Source organism: Photobacterium kishitanii, from assembly GCF_003026355.1.
Classification (GTDB): domain Bacteria; phylum Pseudomonadota; class Gammaproteobacteria; order Enterobacterales; family Vibrionaceae; genus Photobacterium; species Photobacterium kishitanii.
Genome location: NZ_PYON01000001.1, coordinates 305,837 through 330,297, shown reverse-complemented (window position 1 = coordinate 330,297; position 24,461 = coordinate 305,837). Strand labels below are relative to the sequence as shown.

The 24,461-nt window shown below is 38.5% G+C and carries 21 protein-coding genes; 13 read left to right on the top strand and 8 right to left on the bottom strand.

The features are described 5' to 3' along the window. Nucleotides 1–77: 77 nt before the first annotated feature. Both C0W29_RS01500 and C0W29_RS01495 read right to left on the bottom strand, forming a co-directional pair. On the bottom strand, nt 78–752 hold the full coding sequence (locus C0W29_RS01500) for a peptidoglycan DD-metalloendopeptidase family protein (RefSeq protein WP_045045023.1): 675 nt from the start codon (nt 750–752) through the stop codon (nt 78–80). 23 nt (nt 753–775) lie between these two features. Then, a complete protein-coding gene (locus tag C0W29_RS01495) occupies nt 776–2,011 on the bottom strand; it encodes an MFS transporter (protein WP_045041907.1) in 1,236 nt (411 codons plus the stop codon). A 252-nt stretch (nt 2,012–2,263) separates the two neighbouring features. On the opposite strand from C0W29_RS01495, the gene C0W29_RS01490 reads away from it, so the two are divergent. After that, complete coding sequence (locus C0W29_RS01490) at nt 2,264–3,736, top strand: C69 family dipeptidase (protein WP_045041908.1); 1,473 nt, start codon at nt 2,264–2,266, stop codon at nt 3,734–3,736. 66 nt (nt 3,737–3,802) lie between these two features. Here the strand turns inward: C0W29_RS01490 and C0W29_RS01485 are convergent, their stop codons facing one another. Continuing rightward, nucleotides 3,803–4,375: a hypothetical protein gene (locus C0W29_RS01485; RefSeq protein ID WP_036794368.1), complete on the bottom strand. Its 573-nt coding sequence runs from the start codon at nt 4,373–4,375 to the stop codon at nt 3,803–3,805. Nucleotides 4,376–4,598: 223 nt separating this feature from the next. Between C0W29_RS01485 and C0W29_RS01480 the strand changes: the two genes are divergently transcribed. The 4 genes from C0W29_RS01480 (at nt 4,599) to C0W29_RS01465 (ending at nt 7,499) form a co-directional block, all read left to right on the top strand. Further along, nucleotides 4,599–5,069 carry an HIT family protein gene (locus C0W29_RS01480; RefSeq protein ID WP_045041909.1) on the top strand — a complete coding sequence of 157 codons (471 nt, stop codon included), beginning with the start codon at nt 4,599–4,601 and terminating at the stop codon, nt 5,067–5,069. Nucleotides 5,070–5,143: 74 nt separating this feature from the next. After that, nucleotides 5,144–5,734, top strand: a complete 591-nt coding sequence (locus C0W29_RS01475; protein ID WP_045041910.1) for a TetR/AcrR family transcriptional regulator — start codon at nt 5,144–5,146, stop codon at nt 5,732–5,734. 105 nt (nt 5,735–5,839) lie between these two features. Further along, a complete protein-coding gene (locus tag C0W29_RS01470) occupies nt 5,840–6,868 on the top strand; it encodes an NADP-dependent oxidoreductase (protein WP_045041911.1) in 1,029 nt (342 codons plus the stop codon). A 16-nt stretch (nt 6,869–6,884) separates the two neighbouring features. After that, nucleotides 6,885–7,499 (top strand): glutathione S-transferase, encoded by a 615-nt coding sequence (locus C0W29_RS01465; RefSeq protein ID WP_045041912.1) that lies wholly within the window; start codon nt 6,885–6,887, stop codon nt 7,497–7,499. A 79-nt stretch (nt 7,500–7,578) separates the two neighbouring features. Here the strand turns inward: C0W29_RS01465 and C0W29_RS01460 are convergent, their stop codons facing one another. Both C0W29_RS01460 and C0W29_RS01455 read right to left on the bottom strand, forming a co-directional pair. Continuing rightward, nucleotides 7,579–7,851, bottom strand: coding sequence for a hypothetical protein (locus tag C0W29_RS01460; RefSeq protein ID WP_045041913.1), 273 nt, complete (start codon nt 7,849–7,851; stop codon nt 7,579–7,581). Between the two features lie 153 nt (nt 7,852–8,004). After that, on the bottom strand, nt 8,005–9,369 hold the full coding sequence (locus C0W29_RS01455) for a CynX/NimT family MFS transporter (RefSeq protein WP_045041914.1): 1,365 nt from the start codon (nt 9,367–9,369) through the stop codon (nt 8,005–8,007). Between the two features lie 95 nt (nt 9,370–9,464). Between C0W29_RS01455 and C0W29_RS01450 the strand changes: the two genes are divergently transcribed. Together C0W29_RS01450 and C0W29_RS01445 are read left to right on the top strand one after the other, a co-directional pair. Beyond that, nucleotides 9,465–10,247, top strand: coding sequence for an AraC family transcriptional regulator (locus C0W29_RS01450; protein ID WP_036794381.1), 783 nt, complete (start codon nt 9,465–9,467; stop codon nt 10,245–10,247). 131 nt (nt 10,248–10,378) lie between these two features. After that, a complete protein-coding gene (locus C0W29_RS01445; RefSeq protein ID WP_045041915.1) occupies nt 10,379–11,149 on the top strand; it encodes a class II glutamine amidotransferase in 771 nt (256 codons plus the stop codon). Between the two features lie 100 nt (nt 11,150–11,249). Here the strand turns inward: C0W29_RS01445 and C0W29_RS01440 are convergent, their stop codons facing one another. After that, nucleotides 11,250–12,719, bottom strand: coding sequence for a C69 family dipeptidase (locus C0W29_RS01440; protein WP_045045024.1), 1,470 nt, complete (start codon nt 12,717–12,719; stop codon nt 11,250–11,252). 388 nt (nt 12,720–13,107) lie between these two features. On the opposite strand from C0W29_RS01440, the gene C0W29_RS01435 reads away from it, so the two are divergent. Further along, on the top strand, nt 13,108–14,682 hold the full coding sequence (locus C0W29_RS01435) for a BCCT family transporter (RefSeq protein WP_045041917.1): 1,575 nt from the start codon (nt 13,108–13,110) through the stop codon (nt 14,680–14,682). A 125-nt stretch (nt 14,683–14,807) separates the two neighbouring features. On the opposite strand, the gene C0W29_RS01430 is transcribed toward C0W29_RS01435, so the two are convergent. Then, on the bottom strand, nt 14,808–16,268 hold the full coding sequence (locus C0W29_RS01430; protein WP_045041918.1) for a DUF2867 domain-containing protein: 1,461 nt from the start codon (nt 16,266–16,268) through the stop codon (nt 14,808–14,810). A 548-nt stretch (nt 16,269–16,816) separates the two neighbouring features. On the opposite strand from C0W29_RS01430, the gene C0W29_RS01425 reads away from it, so the two are divergent. The 4 genes from C0W29_RS01425 to C0W29_RS01410 are packed head-to-tail and all read left to right on the top strand — an operon-like array spanning nt 16,817 to nt 21,737. Further along, nucleotides 16,817–17,488 (top strand): ABC transporter ATP-binding protein, encoded by a 672-nt coding sequence (locus C0W29_RS01425; RefSeq protein WP_036794386.1) that lies wholly within the window; start codon nt 16,817–16,819, stop codon nt 17,486–17,488. After that, on the top strand, nt 17,469–19,928 hold the full coding sequence (locus C0W29_RS01420; protein WP_045045025.1) for an ABC transporter permease: 2,460 nt from the start codon (nt 17,469–17,471) through the stop codon (nt 19,926–19,928). The genes C0W29_RS01425 and C0W29_RS01420 overlap by 20 nt, the downstream gene beginning before the upstream one ends. Further along, the gene (locus C0W29_RS01415) at nt 19,928–21,031 is read left to right on the top strand and encodes a lipocalin-like domain-containing protein (RefSeq protein ID WP_045041920.1); all 1,104 of its coding nucleotides are present in this window, start codon (nt 19,928–19,930) and stop codon (nt 21,029–21,031) included. Before C0W29_RS01420 ends, C0W29_RS01415 begins: the two co-directional genes overlap by 1 nt. A gap of 19 nt (nt 21,032–21,050) precedes the next feature. Then, entirely contained in the window at nt 21,051–21,737 is a 687-nt protein-coding gene (locus C0W29_RS01410) for a potassium channel family protein (RefSeq protein ID WP_045041921.1), read from the top strand. Nucleotides 21,738–21,769: 32 nt separating this feature from the next. On the opposite strand, the gene C0W29_RS01405 is transcribed toward C0W29_RS01410, so the two are convergent. After that, a complete protein-coding gene (locus C0W29_RS01405) occupies nt 21,770–22,648 on the bottom strand; it encodes a helix-turn-helix domain-containing protein (RefSeq protein ID WP_045045026.1) in 879 nt (292 codons plus the stop codon). Between the two features lie 244 nt (nt 22,649–22,892). Between C0W29_RS01405 and nagE the strand changes: the two genes are divergently transcribed. Further along, nucleotides 22,893–24,380, top strand: coding sequence for an N-acetylglucosamine-specific PTS transporter subunit IIBC (nagE, locus tag C0W29_RS01400; protein WP_045045027.1), 1,488 nt, complete (start codon nt 22,893–22,895; stop codon nt 24,378–24,380). The last annotated feature ends 81 nt before the right edge of the window (nt 24,381–24,461 follow it).

Sequence of the window (24,461 nt, the reverse complement as noted above, 5' to 3'; positions counted from 1 at the left end):
TGATTGATTATTTAGGATTGCAGGTAAGCAAAGAGGGCACTTTTTATCGTTATTTCAACACTATTGCTTGGCGTTATTTAATTAAGATCGCTGCGTTTTAAAATCAAATTTGGATTTGGGCAATTATCGCGGTAGAACGCCAGCTCAGCAGGATCAACCACACCAATATAATCATCTTTATTTGTACCCATATCCTCAATGATTTGTAAGTGCAGGTGAGGAGCCCAACCACCATTCTCTGCTGTTGTGCCTACTGCCGTGAACCGTTCTCCGGCGGTAATAATATCGCCCACGTTTAATGTGGCATGTGCTGCTTGGTGTAAGTGGCCATATAGAGTGAAAAAAGTTATTCCTTCAAGCTGATGGCGTAAAATAATAGTAGGGCCATAATCACCGTCACCCTGATGATTAGCAATGCTATGTACTATGCCATCAAGTGGTGCAAAAACAGGAGTAAGGGCAGAGACGCCTAGATCTATGCCCATATGAACAGTGCGATTTTTACTGTCGCTAAAGTTTGCTTTATCTTGATAAATGAGACGTTGCTCTGCGTAACGACCAATCACTATTTCAGCACTAATAGCCGTGGCTTGGCGGACTATTTCATCGGCAAAGCTATGATCACTAGTGACATTTTTCCAAAGATCACTGCTTGGTGAAAGATCGACGATTAATCCCGTGCCAAATTGGAGCGCTGGTGGGATAACAGGGTGAAAACAATGTGCAGCAAGTGTGCGAGCTAATGGTGTCATCAGCAATTTCCTTGTTAAAGATATTAATAAGCAGCAACAGTAACTATTGCTGCTTTTCGTGGTACGAGTACCATAGCAATTAAGTAACCTATAGCAGCAATAGCTGTCGGTAGTATTAAATCTATGTTAACAAATAGGCTCGTTAAATAGCCGCTTAGTGTCCACGCCAAACCTACCATTGCACTAGACAGTGCCATTACCCAGCCTTGATCCGCTTCACTGGCTCTATCTGATAATGCTGTAATGTAAAAAGGAAATGAGATAGCAACCATAACTGCCGTAAAAATCATTGCTGCAATATGTGTATTTGGTGTTGGTGTGATTGCCAATAAAATCATACCAATAGCAGCAAATAGTGTCGTGATTCGTAATGCTGATTGAACATTAATCCGCGCTAAAATAATCCGTGGAAGTACTAATAATGAACTGATCATTACTACACCAATTGCCATCATAAAATATTGATAAAAGCTACTTTCAACACTGATTCCCCATTTCTGCGGGAAAATAAAGGCAATATTTTGGAAATATAAGCTCCAGCTGAATTGGCAAATAAACACAATCGCTAAACAAGCTAATAGGCCGGATTGACTACGTTTTAATGGCGCAATAAATGACAGTGGATTCTCATTGTGTAATGACATTTGTGCTGGTAAACGGACCAGGTTTAACAATATCAAACAAAATATAGCAATGAATAAACAGGCGTAAAATGGAGCTTGAGTGCCATAGGTTGCTGATAATTTACTGCCTAATGCTGGGCCAAATGACATTGCTGCTGTCATGACTACTGCGACCATACTCATTAAGGTCGCTTTGGTCTTGCCGCGGCTATTATCTGCCAGAATTGCCTGTGCAATAGGTTGACTGGCAGAGCCAAGACTATTGATCATGTTACCTGCAAATAATAATGCAATCGAACCGATAATAATGGCATAAATAGGCATTGCAAAACCAATCGCAGCAATAATCAAACATAATATCATTGTCGCTTTGCGGCTAAAACGGTCGGCAAAGCGGGCAATTAATGGTGTGAAGAACATCGAAATAAAAGGGGCGGCTGACATTACGGTGCCAAACAGGGTACGACGTTGTTCGATTGGCATATTTTGTGCGATAGCCAAGGAATGATCAGTTAAAAATAAACTCACATAGGCGGGGATAGTAATAAAAAAGCCAGCAGAGCCAAGGAAAATAATACTGTAGAGGGTCAATAAAGTTGTAGGTTTTAACGCCAAATGTTGAGTAGAGGTTGGCATGAGTGGTGAGATTCCAGAAGACGATAATAATCGACTATTTTAATCAGGTATTACGATCAATCAAGTTATTACGCGATTTATGATTATAGAAATAACCCAGAAAATATCTTATCTCGTGATCTTCTGAGCAAACTCAAGTTATATGTATGTCTATAATGCATAAATGTATAGAATGTTAATCTTTAAGGCAATAAATAAAGATTTGTATAAACTTGTATTTTTGTTGGCGAGGTACAGGTTAAGAGAGGATTAATGAATATTATTGCGCTCAGTTTAGTCATGATCTCAATTATATCGATGTTGAGTATTCGTGCTGAGGCTTGTACTGGATTAGTTGTTGGTAAAAAAGCCACGATAGATGGCAGTATTATTATTGCTCGAAATGAAGATTATGAAGTTAATAATTGGAATAAATATCAAGTCTATCGTCCCAAAGAGATCAATACCGCTAAACTGTGGCCGTTAGGTAATGGACTTGTAGTACCCATGCCCGATGTGTTGTATGCCTATTCAGCAATGCCTGATTGGAACGCAAAGCAAATAGCAGCTAAGAGTAAATATTTTGAAGAGCGTGGCATTAATCAATTTAATGTTGCTGTTTCTGCAACCACCAGTGTTGATATAAATGAGCGGGCTCAGCAATCAGATCCATTAGTAAAGCATGGAGTGATTGAAGCAAATATACCTACTCTTGTTCTTCCCCAAGCTAAAACGGCACAACAAGGTATTGAGTTACTTGGAAGCTATATTGAAAAATATGGAGCAGGTGAGGGCAATAGTTTATATATTGCTGATATTAATCAAGCATGGTTAATGGAAATAGGCTCAGGTCATCATTGGATTGCAGTTAAAGTACCTGATGATAGTTATGCGATGTTAGCGAATGGCTTGAGGATCCATGGTATTAATTTGGATTCCAAAGAGGTATTGCATTCCAAAGGGTTGTTTGAATTTGTTCAGCAGCACAAGTTATTGTCTAACCCGCAGCGAGATGATTTTAATTTTGCGAAAGCGTTTGGTGTGATTGGCGATACCTTTAATGTTGATCGTGAATGGCTCGGACAACAAATACTCTCTAATTCAGTCGATCAGCAAGTACGATTGACACAATATCCATTGTTTATGAAGCCGGATGAAAAAATTAGTGTTAATAAAGTTGCACAAGTATTGAGTGCAACCTACGAAAATACAGTGCTAGCACATTCAGGTGATCGTCCTATTCGTGTTGATCGTCAAATTGAATCACATATTATTCAGTTAAGGCCGACGATGCCAGTTCCTTTTCAAGGCGTGATTTGGCAGAGCTACGGTATATTGGCAGAGTCTATATTAATTCCTTTATATACAGGGCTACATGATTTTCCTACTGCATATAAAACGGGGACCGATACCTATTCTGATGATTCTGCTTATTGGCAATTTAGAAGTTTAACGACTTTAGCTACAACACATCCTATAAAATATTTATCATTTATTAATAATAATTGGCAGCGGGCACAACATAATATTTATCAGACATTTTCTAATACAGATCAGCAATTAATACGTCTATATCATCAGGATCCAACTGCCGCTATAAAAGTGTCGGTTGATTACTCGACAATGCAATTAAATCAAATGCTAAAGTTAGCGAAGAAAATGCGTTATCAAATTATGACGGATTTAACTAAAATCACTGAGCCTGACTATTCAAGCTCTGATTATATGAATATTATGAGCCTTTAGATGCAGCAACGCCTTGTGGGTAAAGTACCGATCACAAGGCGTTATTTTTAGGCAATAATGGGACAATTATTGATTAAGTGTAATTTCAGAATCTAAGTCTTTTAACGCCATTTTTTGAATGTTAATACCAAACATCATCATGATTAAACACCAGTTTAAGTAAGGTAATTTACCTGCACGTAAACTTTCATTGACGTTTTCTGGTTTCCAGTTAAATAGTGCTGCAATATTGTCTGTGGTCATTTCTGCAAATAAGCCACTATCGATTAATTTTGCGAATTGATCGCTAGTTGGACATACAAACGTATTTTGGCTACCAAATGCAGAAGGCTTAAATAAACGTAATACACGTTTGATCTCATCAACTTCAATCACTCGGCCATTGGTTGCGATGTTAGGTCGACCAATAAGTGCGGCAATAAAACACCAGCAAGGGTAAGGGATTGAAGAAACATCTAATGGCTCTTTCTTATATTTAGCAGTCCAGTTACAGATGTTTTTTTCTTGTAGTCCAGTTGCTAAAGTAAGTTGCTTAGCATCATAACCATTATCTTTTAATAAGTTGATTGCTTCTGCAACTTCAGAAACTAACGGCTTGCTCCAAGTTGCAAAAGGGGTAAAGACATTTTCTCTAATCAAAACGATATTCCAATTGACAGTGTAATACAGGTGTTTTGCTAATGATGTAGATCATACGTGTTCGGCGCCGTATGTCTATTAATATCCTCGTAAATCCATGGGGATAGTTTGGGTTTATCATCATGATATAAAGTAGCCATAGATAAAGCAGTTGCATGATGGATTAAATGTATTTATAACTTTTTGAATAGTAATGTTTTATTTAATTGTAGGGGGTATATACATGGGTTGTATTTTTTGTGGAATGGTTGCAGGAGAAATACCTTGTCATAAAGTATGGGAGGATGAGACCCACATGGCTTTTCTTTCTATTTTCCCTAATACCAAGGGGTTTACTGTTGTGATCCCTAAACATCATTGTGGTAGTTATGCGTTTGAGCAATCCGATGAAGTATTAACACAATTGATTTTGGCAACCAAAAAAGTGGCGAATGTCTTGGATCGTGCTTTTGATGATGTCGGTCGAACTGGCATGTTCTTTGAAGGCTACGGTGTTGACCACTTACATAGTAAATTATTTCCTATGCATGGGACTGGGAATGATGCGGGTTTTAAATTAATCGAATCAAAATCAACGAAGTATTTTGAGCATTATGAGGGGTATTTATCATCACATGATTGTAATCGAGCTGATGATGCTGAGTTAAGTGAGCTTGCTCGTTATATTCGCTCTTTTCAGAAGGTGGATGAGTGATTATTGATCACTTGCGAAAAATATATTTAAAATAAGCACTAGACGACTGGTCTAGTCGAGTTTATAGTTAGCGCATGAACACAAAAACAAACGATACACGTCAACATATTCTTAATATTGGTTACCAACTTGTGGTTGCTAAAGGATTCACTAATGTTGGCTTGTCAGAATTATTAAAAACAGCAGCTGTGCCAAAAGGTTCTTTTTATCATTACTTTAAATCGAAAGAGCAATTTGGTGAGGCGTTAATTGAAGATTATTTTGAATACTACCTTGAGCATGTGGCAGCGATTTTAATACAAGGTACAGGTAGTGGTTTTGAACGTTTAACTGACTATTTTTCACGTTGGTTAGAAATTGATGATGGTACCTGTAACGCCAATAAATGTGTAGTTGTTAAGCTTAGTGCTGAAGTGTCAGATCTTTCAGAACCAATGCGAGAAGCATTAAGAAACGGTGCTTATAGTATTGTTAATTTAATTGCACTTTGCATTGAGGATGGTATTAAAGATGGTTCGATTACTGTGAAAGACAGTCAATTAGCCGCACAAACATTGTATCAATTATGGCTTGGTGCCAGTTTATTTTATAAGCTTAGCCAAGATTTAAATGTATTACAGCAAGCGTTAGCTACAACTAAAACTCAGCTACGGCCAGATTTTTAAGTCTTATATTTGATAATTGTCCCGTTATAACAGCAACGGGATTTTTTATAAAACAACACTAGACGACTGGTCTATTATTTGCAAAAGAATGAAAAGGAAAGCTCAATGGAAAACATAAACCGTAAAATCGTATTAGCTTCTCGTCCTATTGGCGCACCTGTGGCAGATAATTTCCGCTTAGAACAAACAACTATACCGATGATAAGTGAAGGAGAGATTTTATTACGTAGTGTGTATTTATCATTAGATCCGTACATGCGAGGTCGTATGAGCGATGCTAAATCGTATGCTGATCCAGTTGCTTTAGGTGAGGTGATGGTTGGCGGTACGGTATGCCAAGTTGAGCAGTCCAATCATGCCGATTATCAGCAAGGAGAGTGGGTTTTATCTTATTCAGGCTGGCAAGATTATGCTATTTCAAATGGTGAAGGTTTAATTAAATTAGGCATGCATCCAACACATCCATCTTATGCTTTGGGTGTGATGGGGATGCCTGGTTTTACTGCTTATATGGGTCTACTTGATATTGGTAAGCCTCAGCAAGGTGATACGATTGTCGTCGCAGCAGCAACCGGTGCGGTTGGCTCAATGGTTGGTCAAATTGGTAAAATTAAAGGTTGCCGTGTTGTTGGTGTTGCTGGTGGTGAAGAAAAATGCCGCTATGCCAAAGAAGTATTAGGTTTTGATGATTGCATTGATCATAAAGCGGACGATTTTGCTGAAAAACTAGCACAATCTTGCGAGCAAGGTATTGATGTTTATTATGAAAATGTGGGCGGCAAAGTATTTGATGCAGTGTTACCACTATTAAATACTGGTGCTCGTATTCCACTATGTGGTTTGATTTCTCAATACAATGCGACTGAACTACCGCAAGGACCCGATCGGATGTCGATGCTAATGGGGACGTTACTTGTGAAGCGGATTAAGATGCAAGGTTTCATTATTTTTGATGATTATGCTGATCGTTATGATGAATTTGCAGCAGATATGAGCCAGTGGTTAGCCGAAGGTAAAATTCATTATCGTGAAGATTTAGTTCAAGGGCTAGAAAATGCACCTCAAGCATTTATAGGTCTATTAGAAGGTAAGAATTTTGGCAAGCTAGTTATTCAAACCAATCAAGCTCAATAATAAAGGTGAGTATATTATGATTACATTGCATCATTTAAATAAATCACGCTCAAAACGTATTATTTGGTTATTAGAAGAGCTTGGGTTGGAATATGAGGTAAAACCTTATCTTCGTGACAGTGTTACTTTTTTAGCGCCGCCAGAGTTGAAAGCTATTCATCCGTTAGGAAAATCACCCGTTATTGAAGATAATGGGTTAGTGATTGCTGAATCAGGGGCTATTACTGAATATTTGATTCAAACGTATGGTGCTAATCTAGCGCCAAAGCTTGGAACGCCTGCTTATATTGAATATTTACAATGGTTGCACTTTGCTGAAAGTTCAGCGATTTTACCTTTGTTATTAAAGATGTTTGTCGCTAAAGACGGGGCAAAAACTAACTTTTTAGAAGGTTATGCTGACGTTGAAGCTGAAAAAGTGATTGGCTATTTTGAGCAGCGCCTTGAAGGTAAAACTTATTTAGTTGAAGAACGACTCACTGGGGCTGATATCATGATGTCGTTTATTGCCGAAATACTGCAAAATAACGGTATGATTAGTCATTATCCTAATATTCAACGTTATCAAGCTCAATTAGCAACGCATGATAAATTTGTTACAGCTGAGCAGGTTGAACATCAATTTGGTTAAAGCGCGTTATTAATAGATAAAGGTCACTCTTGAGTGGCCTTTTTTTGATCACCGCTTGGGGTTCAGCATTGATGTTATGTTAGAAACAAAAACCGATAAAAAAGAAGATAACATAGAAAATAATAGCCGCCATAATAGCGCCAGCGACATGATGTATTACTACAGGAAGGTTCGGTTTTTTTTGTTGGATTTTAGTTTTAGTTAGATGGTAAGTGCCTAGTGCAATTAGAAATATGATAATTGTTGTAATGATGTCAGGCATATTAACTTGAGATTGAGGGATGACTGTTTGTGCAAAAGCGAAAGGAGAAAGTAAGGCTAAATTGGCAGTGATTAAAGATAGACGTTTCATTTGGGTAATAACCATTTAAATAAAACAAACGTTACGACGAATGATGATGTATTTAAATTGCTGTTATTAAAAGATCATGTTGCATAACTAACTATATATTGCGATAAAAAATCGCTACCAGCTGTATGCTGATAGCGATCTATTGATGCAAGATTACTGTTTATTTTCAATAGCGTTTTTCAGTTGGTCACGCTCTTTAGTAATACGTTGTAACTCTGCTTTTAGATGTTTAATCTCTGCATGCACATCAGTATGTGGATGAGATTGAATCTGCTGTTCAGTGTCATCGATAATGATATCTTTACCGCTCTTAGTGCGAACAATGACATGTGAACGACCCGCAAATAACGCTAATAATGCCCAGATAATACATACACCAGCAGTCATTAGTAATGGTGTATGCCAGCTGCCTGTCATTTCATGTAATGAACCAAAAATGATAGGGCCAGTAGCGGCAAGTAGGTAACCCATACATTGCGCCATACCTGATAGTGCTGCTGCTTGGTGTGCATCATGAGTACGAATACCTACGAATGATAGACCAAGAATAAAACCACCACCACAGCTGAAACCAAAAGCAATAACCCATACAATTGCGTGCTCTGGCATGAATAATAGGCCAAGAATACCAACAAATGACAGTATCGCCATTGCCACACTCATACCACGCTTATCTTTCATTTTTGCCATTAGTGGAATAAGTACTAATGCTGGCACTGCTGTTGAAAGTTGAAGAATACCGTGGATATAACCCGCTTGGTTTTCTGTGTAGCCGTTATCAATTAGGATACTTGGTAACCAACTGATAAAGATGTACATAATAAATGAGTTAAGACCAAGGAAAATCGTTACCTGCCAAGCTGCTGCTGAACGCCATAAGTAACTATGGCTATCAATCTCCGCGGTGTCTGCTGCTGGACGAGTATTGCCGCTTAACTGTGGTAACCACACTAAGATAGATAGCGCTGGGAAGATAATGACACCAGCAAGTGAAAATGCCCAGTTTGGAATAGCAGTAATGTGTAGTTTTTCTGCTAAATTAAACAAAGGAATAGCAGAACTAGAACTTACGGTAGAACCAATACCCATGACAAGTACATAAACAGCAGTTAGTGTCGGTACTTGAGTTGGAAAGTCTCTTTTTAGCAAACTTGGTAGCAATACGTTACCGATAGCAATACCCACACCAATAATACAGGTACCTAAAAAGAGCATGGTGGTTGAGCCAGCCGAACGGACAACAATACCAGCAGCCACGAGTACCAGTGCTAACATCAATGAGGGCTCAAGTCCCATCTTTCTTGCTAGGCCAGAAGATATTGGTGAGAAAATGGCAAAGGCTAGCAATGGTAATGTGGTAAGCATACCGGCTTGTGTTGCTGATAAGCCAAGATCATGAGAAATAAAGTCTAGAATAGGGCCTAGACCAGTGATTGGTGCACGAAGGTTACTTGCGATTAGCAAGATTCCTGCGATCACCAGCGCTGGATGCGCAATTTTACGTACGTTGTGTGACATATCAGTCTCCTATAAAGCAATGATGTAATAATAAGCTTTACTTTTATTTCTGTATTCGGGTATATTGACAATTCATATCTAAAAACGGACATAACATGAATTTTAAAACCAGTTTTATGGAATTTGATACAGATCTCTACCCACAAAAGGTACTGGCATTGCGTATTGCTGGTATTGAAAAGGAAGAGGAAGTGCCATTCCATCAACATCATAAAGGCCAATTAGTTATGCCTTTAACTGGGTTTGCTAAGTGTCATATTAATGATGCGGTGTGGATGGTGCCTGCACATTGTGCGGTATGGATACCCAGTCAAGTTCCGCACAGTAATCGGATTTCACCAGATGCTGATGTGTGTATGCTATTTGTTGAGCAAGATATTATCGGTATGCCAAACAAAGCATGTACGCTTTCTATTTCGCCTTTATTACGCGAGTTAATCATTCGTCTTGCTCAGGAAGAACAGGATTATGATAAAGATGGTTCAGTCGCACGTTTAGTTGATGTGTTAGTTGATGAATTAATATCAATGCCAACAGAACATTTTGATTTCCCTATTCCCTCTGAACATAGGTTGAATCAAATAGCGAAACGATTATTAGCAAATCCTGGGGATAGAAATACAGTTGGTGAGTGGGCGACACAATTTGCGATGAGTGAGCGGACATTAGCACGACTTGTTAAACAAGAAATTGGATTAACATTCGGCCGTTGGCGTGGACAGCTGCATATCGTCGTGGCGCTTCAAAAACTATCAATGGGTGAGTCTGTTCAACGTGTAGCTGAAGACTTAGGTTATGAGTCTGTCAGTGCCTTTATTTTGTTTTTCAAAAAAACGTTAGGGCGACCACCAAAGCAATATATGAAAGAGCGCGAATGATATGTTTTTGTTATAAATATATTAATTAATAAGCAAGTCACGATATATGACATAGGCATAGTTATCAAGCGTAGCGCATGATAAATTATCCTGCTTCGTTAGTATTTTTTGTTTTGAGTAAGGAATACGTTATGTCCCGATGGTTAGCCTATCATGGTGATAGTATCTATTTGGATGAATTAATTTATCAACCCGAGCATTCATTAATTCAGCAAAGTGTAGAGTCGAATAAAAAACGAACTATTCGAGTTAATGGGGATGGTTTTGGGTTAGGTTGGTATTCTCATCGTGCATTACCTGGTTACTACCATGATATCTTACCTGCATGGGGTGATGAGAATTTACGATCGTTAGCTCACCATATTAGCTCTCATCGCTTTATGGCACATATTCGGCATTCTACGGGATCACAAGTATCGCGTGTTAATTGTCATCCATTTGTACTTGATAATTGGATGTTTTTACATAATGGCCATATTGGTGGTTTTGATCAGGTAAAATTCACTCTGGTACGACAATTAACGGAAGAGTTATTTTTAAAACGCGTAGGAACAACTGATAGTGAATTGATTTTCTTGATGATGATTAAAAATGGCTTAAGAATTGACCCGATTGCTGCGATTAATCAGACGCTGTATGAAATCGAACAAGCAATGGAGGATAAGGCGATAACCGAACCATTAAAAACATCGCTTTGTATTTCTGATGGCGAGCAATTTTGGGTGGTTCGTTATAGCTCTGATCATCAGCCACCACCAGTATTTATTCAGTGCTCAGCGAAAAAAACCATCCTTGCATCTGAGCCATTAGATCATTCAGACTCGTGGAAAAAAATCGATCGTCAGACAATTACTCATATCGTAAACCATCACTGTACTCAATATGATTTAATTATTGATTAATATCTTTATTAAAAATAAAAAGGCTGTCATTGAATGACAGCCTTTTTTAATAGCTGTAGATGTGACGCTCTAATAGCGTAGTTACGCTATTAGAAGAATATTAAGCTCCTGAGAATTGGTAGGTAGTATTAATATTTGATGTCATTTGGGTAATGATAGCATTTTGGAGTTTACTTGCAGTTGCCATCGCTTGATTCGTGGTGGTTAATTCAAAATCATTTAATAATGCTTGTGCTTTTTGAGGCTGAGTTTTATAGATAGCTAAATATTTTTCCTCAGTCTCTTTCATTAAGGCTTTTTGCTTTTTCTCAAATTTGGCATATGCAGTTTTAACCATTGGAGCAAACTGATTATAGTCAGTCATCGCCAGAGTTTGTACTTTACGTAATTGCCAATAGGCAGAGAAGTTATCGGCTGTTTTACCGATTCCCGTTTTATAGATAGCTGGAATTTTCGCACCTTGATAAAACGCAATATATGGTGTGAGATCTGTCATTCCCCAACCGATATAGGCAACCTCTCCAATAGCTTGAGGGAGTGTTGGCCTAACTTGAAGAATGTGGGATTGATAAGTTCTAAATACTGATATCGGCCGATAAGCTTCATTGGGGTTTACGTTGGTATATGGATCGTGTGTCGAGCCTTGATAGTGGTTACGTAACCCTTTTTTTACGTCGTTCACTGACAATTTATGGGTTGGCATTGCAAATACAGGAAACTCTAATGGATTAGCTAACGTTGTTTTGATGCCATGACTATACATGTGCTGTATAACATGGACTCGAGGGTAGTTATAGAGGCGATCATTGGCATTATCAACAGAATAGATTTTGTGAAAGTTAAAGGGCCCATCATGTGCGGGTTTATATACCCCTTGAGCAATTGCAAAGGTTATGAGCGTTGGGCTTGAAAGGTATTTATCAGTGTCGTTAGGGTGAAAACGTTGTAAACGTCCTTGATTGGCAGAGACGAAATAATCATGATTATCTAGTTTGGTTGCCATCCACTGATGGCCGCTACCTGTTTCTAAATACCATATGCCCGTTTTATCAACAAAAGCTACCCCAAATCCTTCCGCAGCCCCTTTTTTTTCTATAATACTGCCTAATAATTTTACGCCATCTTTAGCTGTTTTTGCCCGCGGTAAAATAACATTAACAATTGAATCTTCATTAATTCCCGTTTCATCATTATAGGGATCAACAGCAAGCATAGTTGGGTTGTTATAGATAGTTTCAGTGGCAGACATACCGACACCTAATTCATTAAAACCTGCCGAACCAAAGGAGGTATCTTGCGTTTTTGCTTTAGAGAAACTGCTATAAGCAAGACTTGTTTTAGGTAGAGAGTAGGTAAAAGAATTACTGTTAGATTTAAATTCACCGTGGGTATTGGTCTGATGAGGGTGATTAAACCAATGAGGATTAACGAGTGGGCTATGATCTGCATTTCTTGCAATAATATAACTACCGTCAATTGTTGCTTGATTACCAATAAGAATAGTTGTGCAAGCAAAAATGGAAGGGGAAATGGTTGCCGCAACGACGGCACAAATTAACGTGGATTTCATTATGTGTCTCTATAGGGGCGTTTAAAAAATGGCTTCTACTATAGGACATAGGAACATGGGTATTTGCGCAAAATGTCACATTCACTGGATTGTTAAAATATGAGAATGGTAACTAAGTTTGCAATGGTATTGGTTGATATGATTTGTTCAGTAATCATTTTTTGAATCGCTAAAATGTTTTGCGGTAATGATATTTTATGGTCACGATGATTTTTGCTTGTTGTTATATTGGTTTGTAGGACAAAATATAAGTTTTTGTTTTTAAATTACAAACTTAGAAAAGTGTTTGTTTGTACGCTTTGGTGTTGAAATTTATAGAGAAATTTATCTGGTGTTAATATCTATATGCTGCTAGTGTGTCTTCCCTCACACACAGCGTGAGAGATTTATGCAACGCAATACAAGCCAAATTAGTAATGATACAACGCCAAATATAGTCATGGGATTGAAAGGTTTAGATAACAAACTCGTTCCAGCACTAACGATTGGGTTTATTAGCTTATTCGTCCTTTCTGCTTTAATTGATATGCCAGCTTTCACCGCAATGATTCAAACATCTTTTAGCTCTGCAGCTAAAACCTTTGGCTCAAGTTGGCAGTGGTTGATGCTTGTTAATTTTTTTCTTGCACTAATTGTTGCGATTAGCCCGTTCGGTAAAAAAGTGATGGGCAGTGTAAGTAAACCGACAATTGGTACATTTCGCTGGTTAGCGATGATCATGTGTACGCTACTTGCTGGTGGCGGTGTTTTTTGGTCAGCAGCTGAACCTATTTATCATTTTATGACACCATCACCATCATTTCCTGGTGTAGAAGGCGGTACACTTGCCGCAGTTACTCCTGCATTAGATCAAGCCTTTTTACATTGGGGATTTCTTGCTTGGGCTGTATTAGGTACGCTATCAACGATAGTGTTAATGTACGCTCATCATGAACATGGTATTAAATTACGTCCTCGCGCTTTATTATTTCCACTTTTTGGACATCGTTTAGAAAATCATTGGCTGGGTAGTGTCATTGACGCATGCTCAATTATTGCTGTTGCTGCAGGCACTATTGGTCCGATTGGATTTTTAGCCTCGCAGTTAGGCTATAGCCTTGAGTTATTAACCGGTTTAGAAAATAACACTCAATCCCAGCTAATTATTCTGGCGGTTGTGGTAGCAATTTATTCAGCCTCAGCAGCATCAGGGATGGATAAAGGTTTACAGTGGTTATCACGCCTTAATGTCATCGGCGCTTTTGTACTTTTAGCTGCAATGTTGATTCTAGGTCCAACAACGTTCTTATTAAAAGAATTTGGATCTGCTTTTGGTAGCTATTTGCAAAATATGGGAACGATGAGTTTGACCACGGCTAAACCTGAGTGGAACTTATGGTGGACATGGTTTTTCTGGGGTTGGTTTATTGGTTTTGCACCAATGATGGCTATTTTTATCGCTCGAATCTCTGAAGGTCGTAGTATCCGTAGTTTAATCTTGTGTGTTGCTGTAGGTGCTCCGATTGCAACAAACTTTTGGTTTGCGGTGTTAGGTGGTACAGGTATTTCATTAGAGCTTAATAACCCAGGTATGATCTCTGGTCCGCTAAATGATGGTGGCTTACCCGCGGTATTATTAGCATCATTGTCTAATCTACCATTGAGTTATATTTTGTTACCTGCGTTTTTAGTGTTAACCACAACATTCGTAGTTACAACAGGTGATTCAATGGCGTATTCAATTGCGATGGTCGTTTCAGGTGATAATGAACCAAGTAGTAAGCATCGTTTATTTTGGGCTATCACTATGGGTATTGTTGCTGCGGTATTATTATTGGCCGGTGATGGTGGGTTGAATGCTCTACAATCCTTCATTGTTATAACAGCAGTACCCGTTTCATTATTAATTGGACTAACGCTACTGAGTGGTCCTATTGCAGCATGGAAAATGACGTGCGCATCAAAAACGGCAAAAACAGCGTAATTCAATAGGGTATTATTACCGTATACCTATGTTGTTAAAATAAAAACCGAAAGTGTGATGCTTTCGGTTTTTTTATAGCTGTATTTTATTATCGAATATCGTGAATGATAAATTAACGGTAGGCGTTATTTAGTGTCGATATTACCTTCTTGTATTTTTGCTTTACAGCGTTTAACTAAAGCGTGAGTCATACCGCGGAAAATAAACAAATGCGCAGGCATCATAGCAAACCAATACAGTAATCCCATGAACCCTTTTGGGTGCCACCATGCACGAATATCTATCGTGCGATGATCGCCACAATCTTCAATCGTGAATTCTAATCGGCCTAAACCCGGTGCTTTCATACCAAATAATAACGACAGGAAATGATTTTTTTCAAGACTGATCACTTTCCATGAATCTATTTTATCACCCAGTTGTAGTTGTTGTGGATCTCGGCGATAACGTTGTAGCGCATCACCACCAATCATGGCATCCATCCATTCTCGAACTCGCCATAAGCTATTAGCAAAAAAGTAGCCTTCTTCTCCACCGATAAGCTGCACTTGACGCCAGAGAGCTTCACAGCTTGCGTCTGTTTTGAGTGTGTAGCCAGCTTGCTTGGGATAATAGCCATAACCGGTTTGCCAGCGTAATAGTGCATCTGGATCAAAGCCCCAAATTTCACTCTTAACTAATTCTGTACTCATGTCTAATGCTTCTTGGATCGCTTCTTCATAACTGATGAGGTGTTGAGGAATACGACGTTGAAGTTCACTGCCATCAGCAGGGAGATCACAACTTAAACCGCCAATAAGTGCGCGTGCGATATTAGTAGGAACGGAGGTTATAAACCGTAGCCAGTAAGTCGCCATCTTTGGACTTAACCATTTTAATGGAATGACGCGAATGGTTTTACCATGGATCTTACTAAGTCTGACCATTTGATCTTTATATGTCATTTGCTCTGGGCCAGCGACATCTAAAATAAGATTATGATCTTGAGGGCATTCGATAAGTTCTGTTAGGTAGTAGAGTAGGTTACGTAATGCGATAGGGGAATTTCGCGATGTAACCCAATCAGGCGTTAACATAATCGGTAGGTGATAGACAAAATCTTGCATTACTTCAAAAGCAGCAGAGCCGGGGCCAATAATGATACCTGCACGCAGTTCAGTCACACACTTGCCACTATCACGAAGAATGTTCCCCGTTTCTTTACGAGCCGTTAGGTGTTTTGATTGGCTGGTTTGTGATTGTAAGGCACCAAGATAAACAACATGCTCAACGTGACTAAGAGCAAGGTAATGACTAAATCGACGAGCGCAATCGAGTTCAAATTCAATGAAGTCATGACCATGATTCATCCCATGAACTAAGAAGTAAACCGTATCAATACCCATAAATAGATCGGTCAAATCTTGGTCGCGCTCTAAATCTAACTCAACTAACTCTAAATTATCTATATGTCCCCAGCCACGTTTCTCTAATAGCTTAAGATTACGTCCTGTTGCTCTAACATGATGGCCAAGTTCTAATAAGTTAGGCACTAAGTGACTACCGATATAACCAGAAGCCCCGACTACAAGAATATTTTTGCTCATTAATTAACCACTCTAAATTCCGTGTTGTGATATAAGGACGAAAATAAACGGTTATTAACTTTTTTAATATCGTCTTTAAAGATAATGGCTTTTTATTGATTAAAAGCAATACTAAACAGTAGAAGATGATAGTTTTTATCATTTAATATGTTTATTATCACTACCTTTTATGGGCTTTTATGCATATAAATATTGTCGCTTTATGATGAAGAAAACCCCTTAAATAATTCACTCAAGGAATAGTTATTTTTAAAATAATCAGTCTATCTATTGTTTAATTTAATATGCGTATTTGTCTTATAGTTATTAAAATTAAATTTTCCGGCATATCCGGTTTGCTGGTGACTATTTATTGCTCTTATTTGGTAGCTGTTTGTTGTTAAAGAGGAATATATCAATAGGATTAGCGTTTAAAGCGATAATAGTTAATGACTAAACTGTTATGTAAAGAATAAAACAGGTAATATTGAATAACTATTATTTTAGTTATTCAATATTAAAATAAATAGTAGCTAATTTGTAATGTAAGTAAACGTTGGTGATTGGACATGTTACGACTATCTGAACTCTGTAAAGGTTATCTAGACGGTACTGAGTTTCATTCTGTGCTTCAGGGCGCTGATTTATCTTTAAATCCCGGAGATCAAGTGGCTCTTATGGGAGAAAGTGGTTCAGGAAAAAGTACATTATTGAATTTAATAGCTGGGCTTGATAAACCTGAATCGGGTGAAATATGGTTGGGGAGTACGGCAATACATGCAATTTCTGAGCGTGAGCGTACTGCTTTTCGTCGTAAAAATATCGGTCTAGTATTTCAGCAATATAATTTATTACCGACGTTAACAGTGGCAGATAATATTCGTTTTTGTCGGCAATTAAAAGGGCTACCAGATGACGATAAGCTGTGGTTAAAATTAATTTCTGCACTGGACTTGAGGCCATTATTATTACGTTATCCTGAAGAAATTTCAGGAGGTCAACAGCAACGAGCAGCGATTGCTCGTGCCATTTATATGGAACCCGCCTTGTTACTTGCAGATGAACCCACCGGCAGTTTAGATGAGCGCAATGCTGATGCTGTTATTCGATTACTTATTTCATTAACGAAACAACTTCATTGCACGTTATTAGTTGTTACCCATAGTGAGAAAGTCGCATCACATATGCAGGGATGTATTCGTTTGCAGGGAGGCCAGCTTAATGTTACGCCCCGTAGCTAATGCGCTTTGGGGGCATTATCGCCGTCATCCATTACAAATTGTTTTAGTTTGGCTTGGTTTAACATTAGGCATTGCACTCTTGGTTGGTGTAATGGGAGTTAATCAACAAGCCAAAGAAAGTTACCGTAAAGGTGAACAACTTTTTTCTAATCCTTTTCCATACCGTATTCGTCACGCTCAAATTGGCATGAATGTACCGCAAGGTTTTTACATTCAAATGCGTCGAGCGGGGCTTAAAAGTTGTGCTCCAGTAATAGAACATCGAATCATTACTGAAAAGCAACGGGATTTTCAACTACTTGGTATCGATCCTGTTGCTATGTTAGGCGCGGTAAAAAGTAATGGAATTGATGCCGGTAAAGTTAAATTATTAACATTAATGCGGCCGCCGTATCCCATTATGTTGGGAAAGCAATTAGCAAGCTATATTGGCGTCAAAAGTGGCGATATGCTCACGCTTGATTCAGGACGTAAAATTGGTCCATTGGAAGTGATCAATGATAGTCGTATGAATGATTCACGGATGATTGCTGATATCTCTCTATTACGTGAATTACAACCCAGTTCTGGGTTTAGTGCTGTTGTTTGTGGTGAAATGAGTCGTAAGCAGTTGATGAAACTGACGCATATTTTACCTCCAGGTTTAACTCTTGAACGCAAACAAAGCGCTAAATTAGAGCCTCTCACCAACGCATTCCATTTGAATTTATTTGCGATGGGTATGCTTGCGTTTGTTGTTGGCTTATTTATTTTCTACCAAGCGATGTCATTATCTTTAGCACAACGACAGCCGTTAGTGGGTGTATTACGACAACTTGGCGTTAATGGAACTCAACTCGCTGGTGCGTTAATTGGTGAGCTGTGCTTATGGGTCTTACTTGGCCTCGTTGGCGGTAATATCATTGGATTACTGCTAGCACAGCAATTGTTGCCATCGGTTGCAGCATCATTGAATGACTTATATAACGCGAATGTTAGTCTTCAAGTGCATTGGAATTGGCAATGGGGGGCGGCAAGTTTAGCGATTGCGATTTTTGGTTGTGCATTTGCATGTACATGGCCATTAGTGCGATTGATTAAAACGCCACCAGCGCGTTTATCAACCCACTTAGCATTAGTACGTTTCAGTGGTCGAGAGTTTGCATGGCAAGCTTTGTTTTCTTGTGTGTTTATTGTGGGTGCTTTTGCTGTTTATCAATTACCCCATGGACAGTTAGCAGGGTTCGCTTTAATTGCTTTTATTTTGATCGCATCTGGGCTAATGATGCCTTATTTGCTGTGGTTACTGTTTCACTTTTTGGGCAATATTAGCCGTAGAGCACGTATGCGATGGTTTTTCTTCGATGCAGCAGCAAGCTTAAGTTATCGCGGTATTGCAGCAATGGCCTTTATGTTGGCATTAGCTTCTAATATTGGCATGGAAACAATGGTCGGTAGTTTTCGTAATACTACTGAAAATTGGCTTGAGCAACGATTAGCTGCTGATATATATATTCGTCCATCAATGAATATGGCACCACGTATTTCAAAGTGGCTGCAAGAACAACCTGACGTTGAGCAAGTGTGGTGGAGCTGGCAAAAAGAAACACGTTCAAACAATGGCACCATTCAAGTGATGAGTATTGGGCAAACATCGGGAGAGCACAAAGCACTTTCGGTGAAGGTCGGTATTAATAATTATTGGCAACAATTGCATCATGATCGTGCGGTAATGGTCAGTGAATCTATGGCGCTGAAATATCATTGGAAACCTGGAGATATTATTAATCTGCCAGCACCAATGAATAAAGATTGGTTAGTTGTCGGTATTTATTATGACTATGGTAATCCTTACGGACAGGTACTCATTTCGCAGCAAAAATGGCAACGCTTTTGGCCTAATTCAGGACAAGTAGGGTTAGCGATTCATTTAAATAAGGGTGCTAAGTCCGAGCAATTACTAGCAAAATTAGGTGAGCAATTCCGTTTGCAGCCTGAACGAATTCGCAATAACGCTGCATTAATGAAACAAGCGATGACCGTGTTTGATCGTACTTTTGTTGTGACATCAACGTTAGGGAATTTAACGTTATTTATTGCTATTTGTGGTTTATTCTTCGCAACAATAGCTGGCGAGATTTCTCGACAACGACAATTCTCATTACTGCGCTGTATGGGAATGACGGGGATTGAATTAGCACTACTCGGTGGCGGACAATTGCTTGTTATTGGTTTGATGACAGCATTGATGGCCCTGCCGTTAGGGTTACTGTTAGCCCAGTTGTTGATTGATGTGGTGTTGAAATACTCTTTTGGCTGGACAATGCAAGTACAGTATTTTCCTTATGATTATTTGATGACGTTAGGGACTGCTTTGTTGGTTTTATTAGTTGCAGGTGCATGGCCTGTATGGCGCTTAGTTCACCGGTCAGCAATTTTATCTTTACGAGAGTCATTTTAATGAGAGCTTTAACTCTACAATCTCGTTGGCAGCAATATTACCTAGCAATAATGCTGCTTATTATAATGCCATTAAGTGGTTGTGATAATCAGCCTACTCGAAGTAATTCAGTGAAGACATTAACCCAATCGAAAGATTTTGTGTTTGAACCTGTTGTTAAAGGAGAGCCGATAGTTTTCCCTCGAGATTATGGCGAACACCCTGAATATCTTGCGGAATGGTGGTATTTAACGGCAAATCTAAAAACTGAAACAGGCAAAGAAATAGCCGTTCAATGGACGTTATTTCGTATGGCAACGAGTGATGATGAGTTAACGGGTTGGAAAACGCCGCAAATGTATATGGCGCATGCAGTGATAACAACACAAGATAAAATCTGGGCGACAGAAAGGTTTGCTCGTGGTGGAATTGGCCAAGCTGGGGTAAGTCTTAAACCTTTTCGGGCTTGGCTCGATAATTGGTCATGGCGTGCAGTCACTAGCAATCCATTTCCGGGAAAACTTGAATTTTCCGATGACGATATGTTAGCTAGACTAAATATTAAGCAAAAGGGTTCTATTGTTTTACAAGGTGACGAAGGGTATAGCCAAAAACATCCATTGCTTGGTATCGCCTCATATTATTATAGTGCTCCGTTTTTAGATATTGATGGCGTCATTGAGCTTGATGGTAAGCAATTCAAAGTGAATGGCCGTGGATGGTTTGATCGTGAGTGGAGCAGTAGTATGCTCAGTGCCAAACAGTTGGGATGGGATTGGTTTTCAATTCATCTTGCGGATGGTAGTGCATTGATGGTGTCGCAATTACGTGAAAAAGGACAAAGGCCCTATTTTATCGGTTCACGATCATGGCCTGATGGCAGAGTCGTTGAATTAGATAATAATCAAATCCGTATGAAACCACAGCATTTTCGTGAAGTGAGTGGGATTAAATTTCCATTAAGCTGGTTAATTGAAGTGCCATCACAAGGATTAAAACTCCAAACAAGTGTTGTACGACGTAATCAGTGGCTTCATTTTATGTTCCCTTATTGGGAGGGCCCGATAAATGTGACGGGGTCGCAGAGCGGTAAAGGGTTTATGGAGCTTACAGGATATGAATAATAATAAGGAATATTGACCGATGTTGAATAAAAACAGCCAGCGAATTAATGCTCAAAATAACTTTTTCTATTTAACATTAGCTTTGGTTTTTTTATTGATCAGTGCATCGTTAGAAAAAGTGATTACGTCAGGTTTTTTACAATATATTCTTGAAGCTTTTACGTTAATGACTTTTGGTATTTGCCTACTAAGTTTACGTTTTGATAAAAATTGGTTTCGATTTTTATCAGCATTAGCCGTAACGTGGCTGGTGGCCGTTATTACTCGTACTGTATTAGGGGTCGAGGAAATAGAGATTATCATGTTGTTATTGATGTTTATTTTCTTCTTTGGCACTTTTCGCTCAATTATGCGTCAAATACTGTTTACTGGTTCGATTAATACCAACAAAATCATTGGTTCAATGGCATTGTTTTTGTTACTAGGTCTTATGTGGGCAATTGGCTATTTAATTTTGATTCATTTCTTACCTGGATCTTTTCATGGTCTCAGCAAGGGATCATGGCATGAAAATTTTTCTGATGCCGCATACTTTAGTTTTGTCACTTTAACGACGCTGGGTTATGGCGATATTTTACCGATAACACCAATTGCTAAAGTATTTTCATATCTTGAAGCCATTGTTGGCGTGTTTTACATGGCAATTGTGGTATCGAGTTTAGTGAGTTCAAGCCGTGAGCAGTATTTTAGTGATGATTCTGATTAATAAGCACTACCGTTATATTATTACTAAAGAGGCTACACTTTAGCGTTTAATTTATAGGTGCGACGATATTCTCGTGGAGTCATGCCTTTGTATTGCCTAAATTGACGATTAAAGTTTGCCTGATTTCGATAACCTACATGTTCAGCAATGTGAGAGATTGGATCGCTGCTTGACATTAATGCTTCGGCAGCGTGATTAAGTCGTAATTTTTTTAAGTATTGAATAAAGCTTTCATTAAAGTGTTGTTCAAACAACCGATGAACAGTACTTTCGCTGGTACAAAGGTTATTGGCAATATCAGCTAGTGTCAGAGGCTCTGCGTAATGCTTTTCGATAAAATTACAAATACGCTCAATCTTTTCTTTATGGTTGCGAGTTATGATTTCATTATCAATGTGGTGAGACTGAAGCGTTTTGCTGGTTTTATCCTTACATAAAATGGCAAAAATCTTAAGTAATTGTGATAATAACTCGATAGAGTCGTAATTAGCTGTGACAATATCATCAACAATAATAGCCACATCGTTTGCAGCTTGTTGGTTGAATAAAAGCCCTTTTTGAGCCCGTTTTAGTAATACATCAATCTTTCTTAGTTCATGACAACTAAACATCATATTAGCTATCCAGTCTTGTTTAAACCAGATAACGATAGTCTCAAAATCTTCATTATTATTTGTTTCGATAGCTTGAATGGCGTGGGGAGTATTAGGAGCAATTAAAATCATACTTAGTGGTTCAAGCTCACCATGATAATGTCCAATATGGCATCTTGAGTGAAAATTTCGATGCAGCATCAGTTCGAACTCTTTATTATGATAATGCCAGCTAAAATCTTTTTCTCTATCCACTATCTGCTTCAAACGCCATGATACGCCAACACGCTGTGGCACTTTTTCTAAACTTGCTTTCAAATTATCTCTCCATTTACAGAGGTCTTAGAAATTAAAATATGACGTAAAAGTATTGTTATTTACGAAGATAGTACATGAATTAGAGGAAAAAAAATGCGACTGATGAAAAAGTACTGTTATTTGCAAGTTTAGTATTAATTCGTACTACGTAAAAAGATTATTTTATTGAGCGATTGAGATGAAATATAGGTTCTGCTTATATTTTATCTGTAGCTTTAATCCTCAATAAAATAAGGCCACGAATATGGTAAATTTCGCTTATTTCCAGCGATTAGGTAAAGCATTGATGCTACCCATCGCAACCTTACCGATTGCAGCTTTGCTGTTGAGGTTCGGGATGCCTGATATGCTTGATATCAGCTTTATTGCTAAAGCGGGTAGTAGTATTTTTGATAATCTGCCCTTAATTTTTGCTTTAGGAATTTCTGTCGGGTTATCTAAAGATGGCTCAGGTGCTGCGGCATTAGCAGGGGTCGTTGGATATTTTATTCTAACGCAGGCAACAATAGCCATTAATCCTGATGTTAATCTTGGATTTTTCGCAGGTATCCTCGCCGGTATTATTTCAGGCCATGCTTATAATTACTCTTATCAAGCAAAAATGCCTGATTTTTTAGCATTCTTTGCTGGTAAACGGTTAACACCCATTGTGGCCGGATTATGCTGTTTAGTGATGGCGTGGTTTTGTGGTGAGTTTTGGATTTTTGCTCAGCATGGAATTGATAATTTTAGTGCTTGGATTGCGCAAAGTGGTGCGATTGGTCAATTTATTTATGGCGTAATGAACCGTGCTTTAATACCTTTAGGGCTTCATTACTTTTTACACTCAGTGTTCTGGTTCAGCCTTGGTGAATGTACTAAAGTGTCTTATGAAGTTGGATCTTCATTACATCAAATTTGTTTAAATCCTGAGGTCGTATCACATCTAACGTTAGGTCAAGCGTTACCAAATATTGATAACTCAGTTATTACTAAAATTGCTGATATGACAACTCGTGGTGATCTTAATCGCTTCTTTGCGGGGGATCCGAAAGCTGGCGTATACATGGCATGGGCATATCCAGTCATGATGGGCGGCCTTCCTGGTGCAGCATTAGCACTAACATTAGCTTCACCTAAAAGTAAGCGTAAGTTGGTAGGGGGGATGTTGTTATCGCTGGCATTAACGTCATTCTTAACAGGTATTACTGAACCACTTGAATTTAGTTTCTTATTTATAGCTCCTGTTTTATATGTGATCCATGCAGTACTAGCTGGTGTTGCAATGGTTGTATGTAATTCATTAGGTATTTTACATGGCTTTGGTTTCTCTGCGGGTCTTATTGATTTTATTCTCAATTGGGGATTGGCGACAAAACCGTGGTTACTAGTACCTATTGTTGGTGTGTTCTTTGTACTGTATTTTGTAATATTTTACTTTGTTATCAAAATATTTAAGCTGCCGACACCGGAAGTTGATGAAGCTAACGATAAGTCAGGATCACAGCTGGTTACAATGGATCCTAAAGCTTATATCGAAGCGCTAGGTGGAACTGATAATATTGTTTCTGTTGATGCTTGTATAACACGACTTCGCCTAGGTGTGAATGATTGTAACTTGTTTGATGATGATGCTCTAAAAGAGCTTGGTGCTAAGGGTATTGTTAGAATTGGCGCTAAAAGTGCACAAGTTATTTTAGGGCCTAAAGCTGAGTCTATTGCTAATAGTATTAAGGCTTCAATTGGTAAATAAAAAGTAATGAAATCAAAGGGAATGATTGTGATGATCATTCCCTTTTTTATAACTATAAATAAGTTAACGTTTTATAATAGC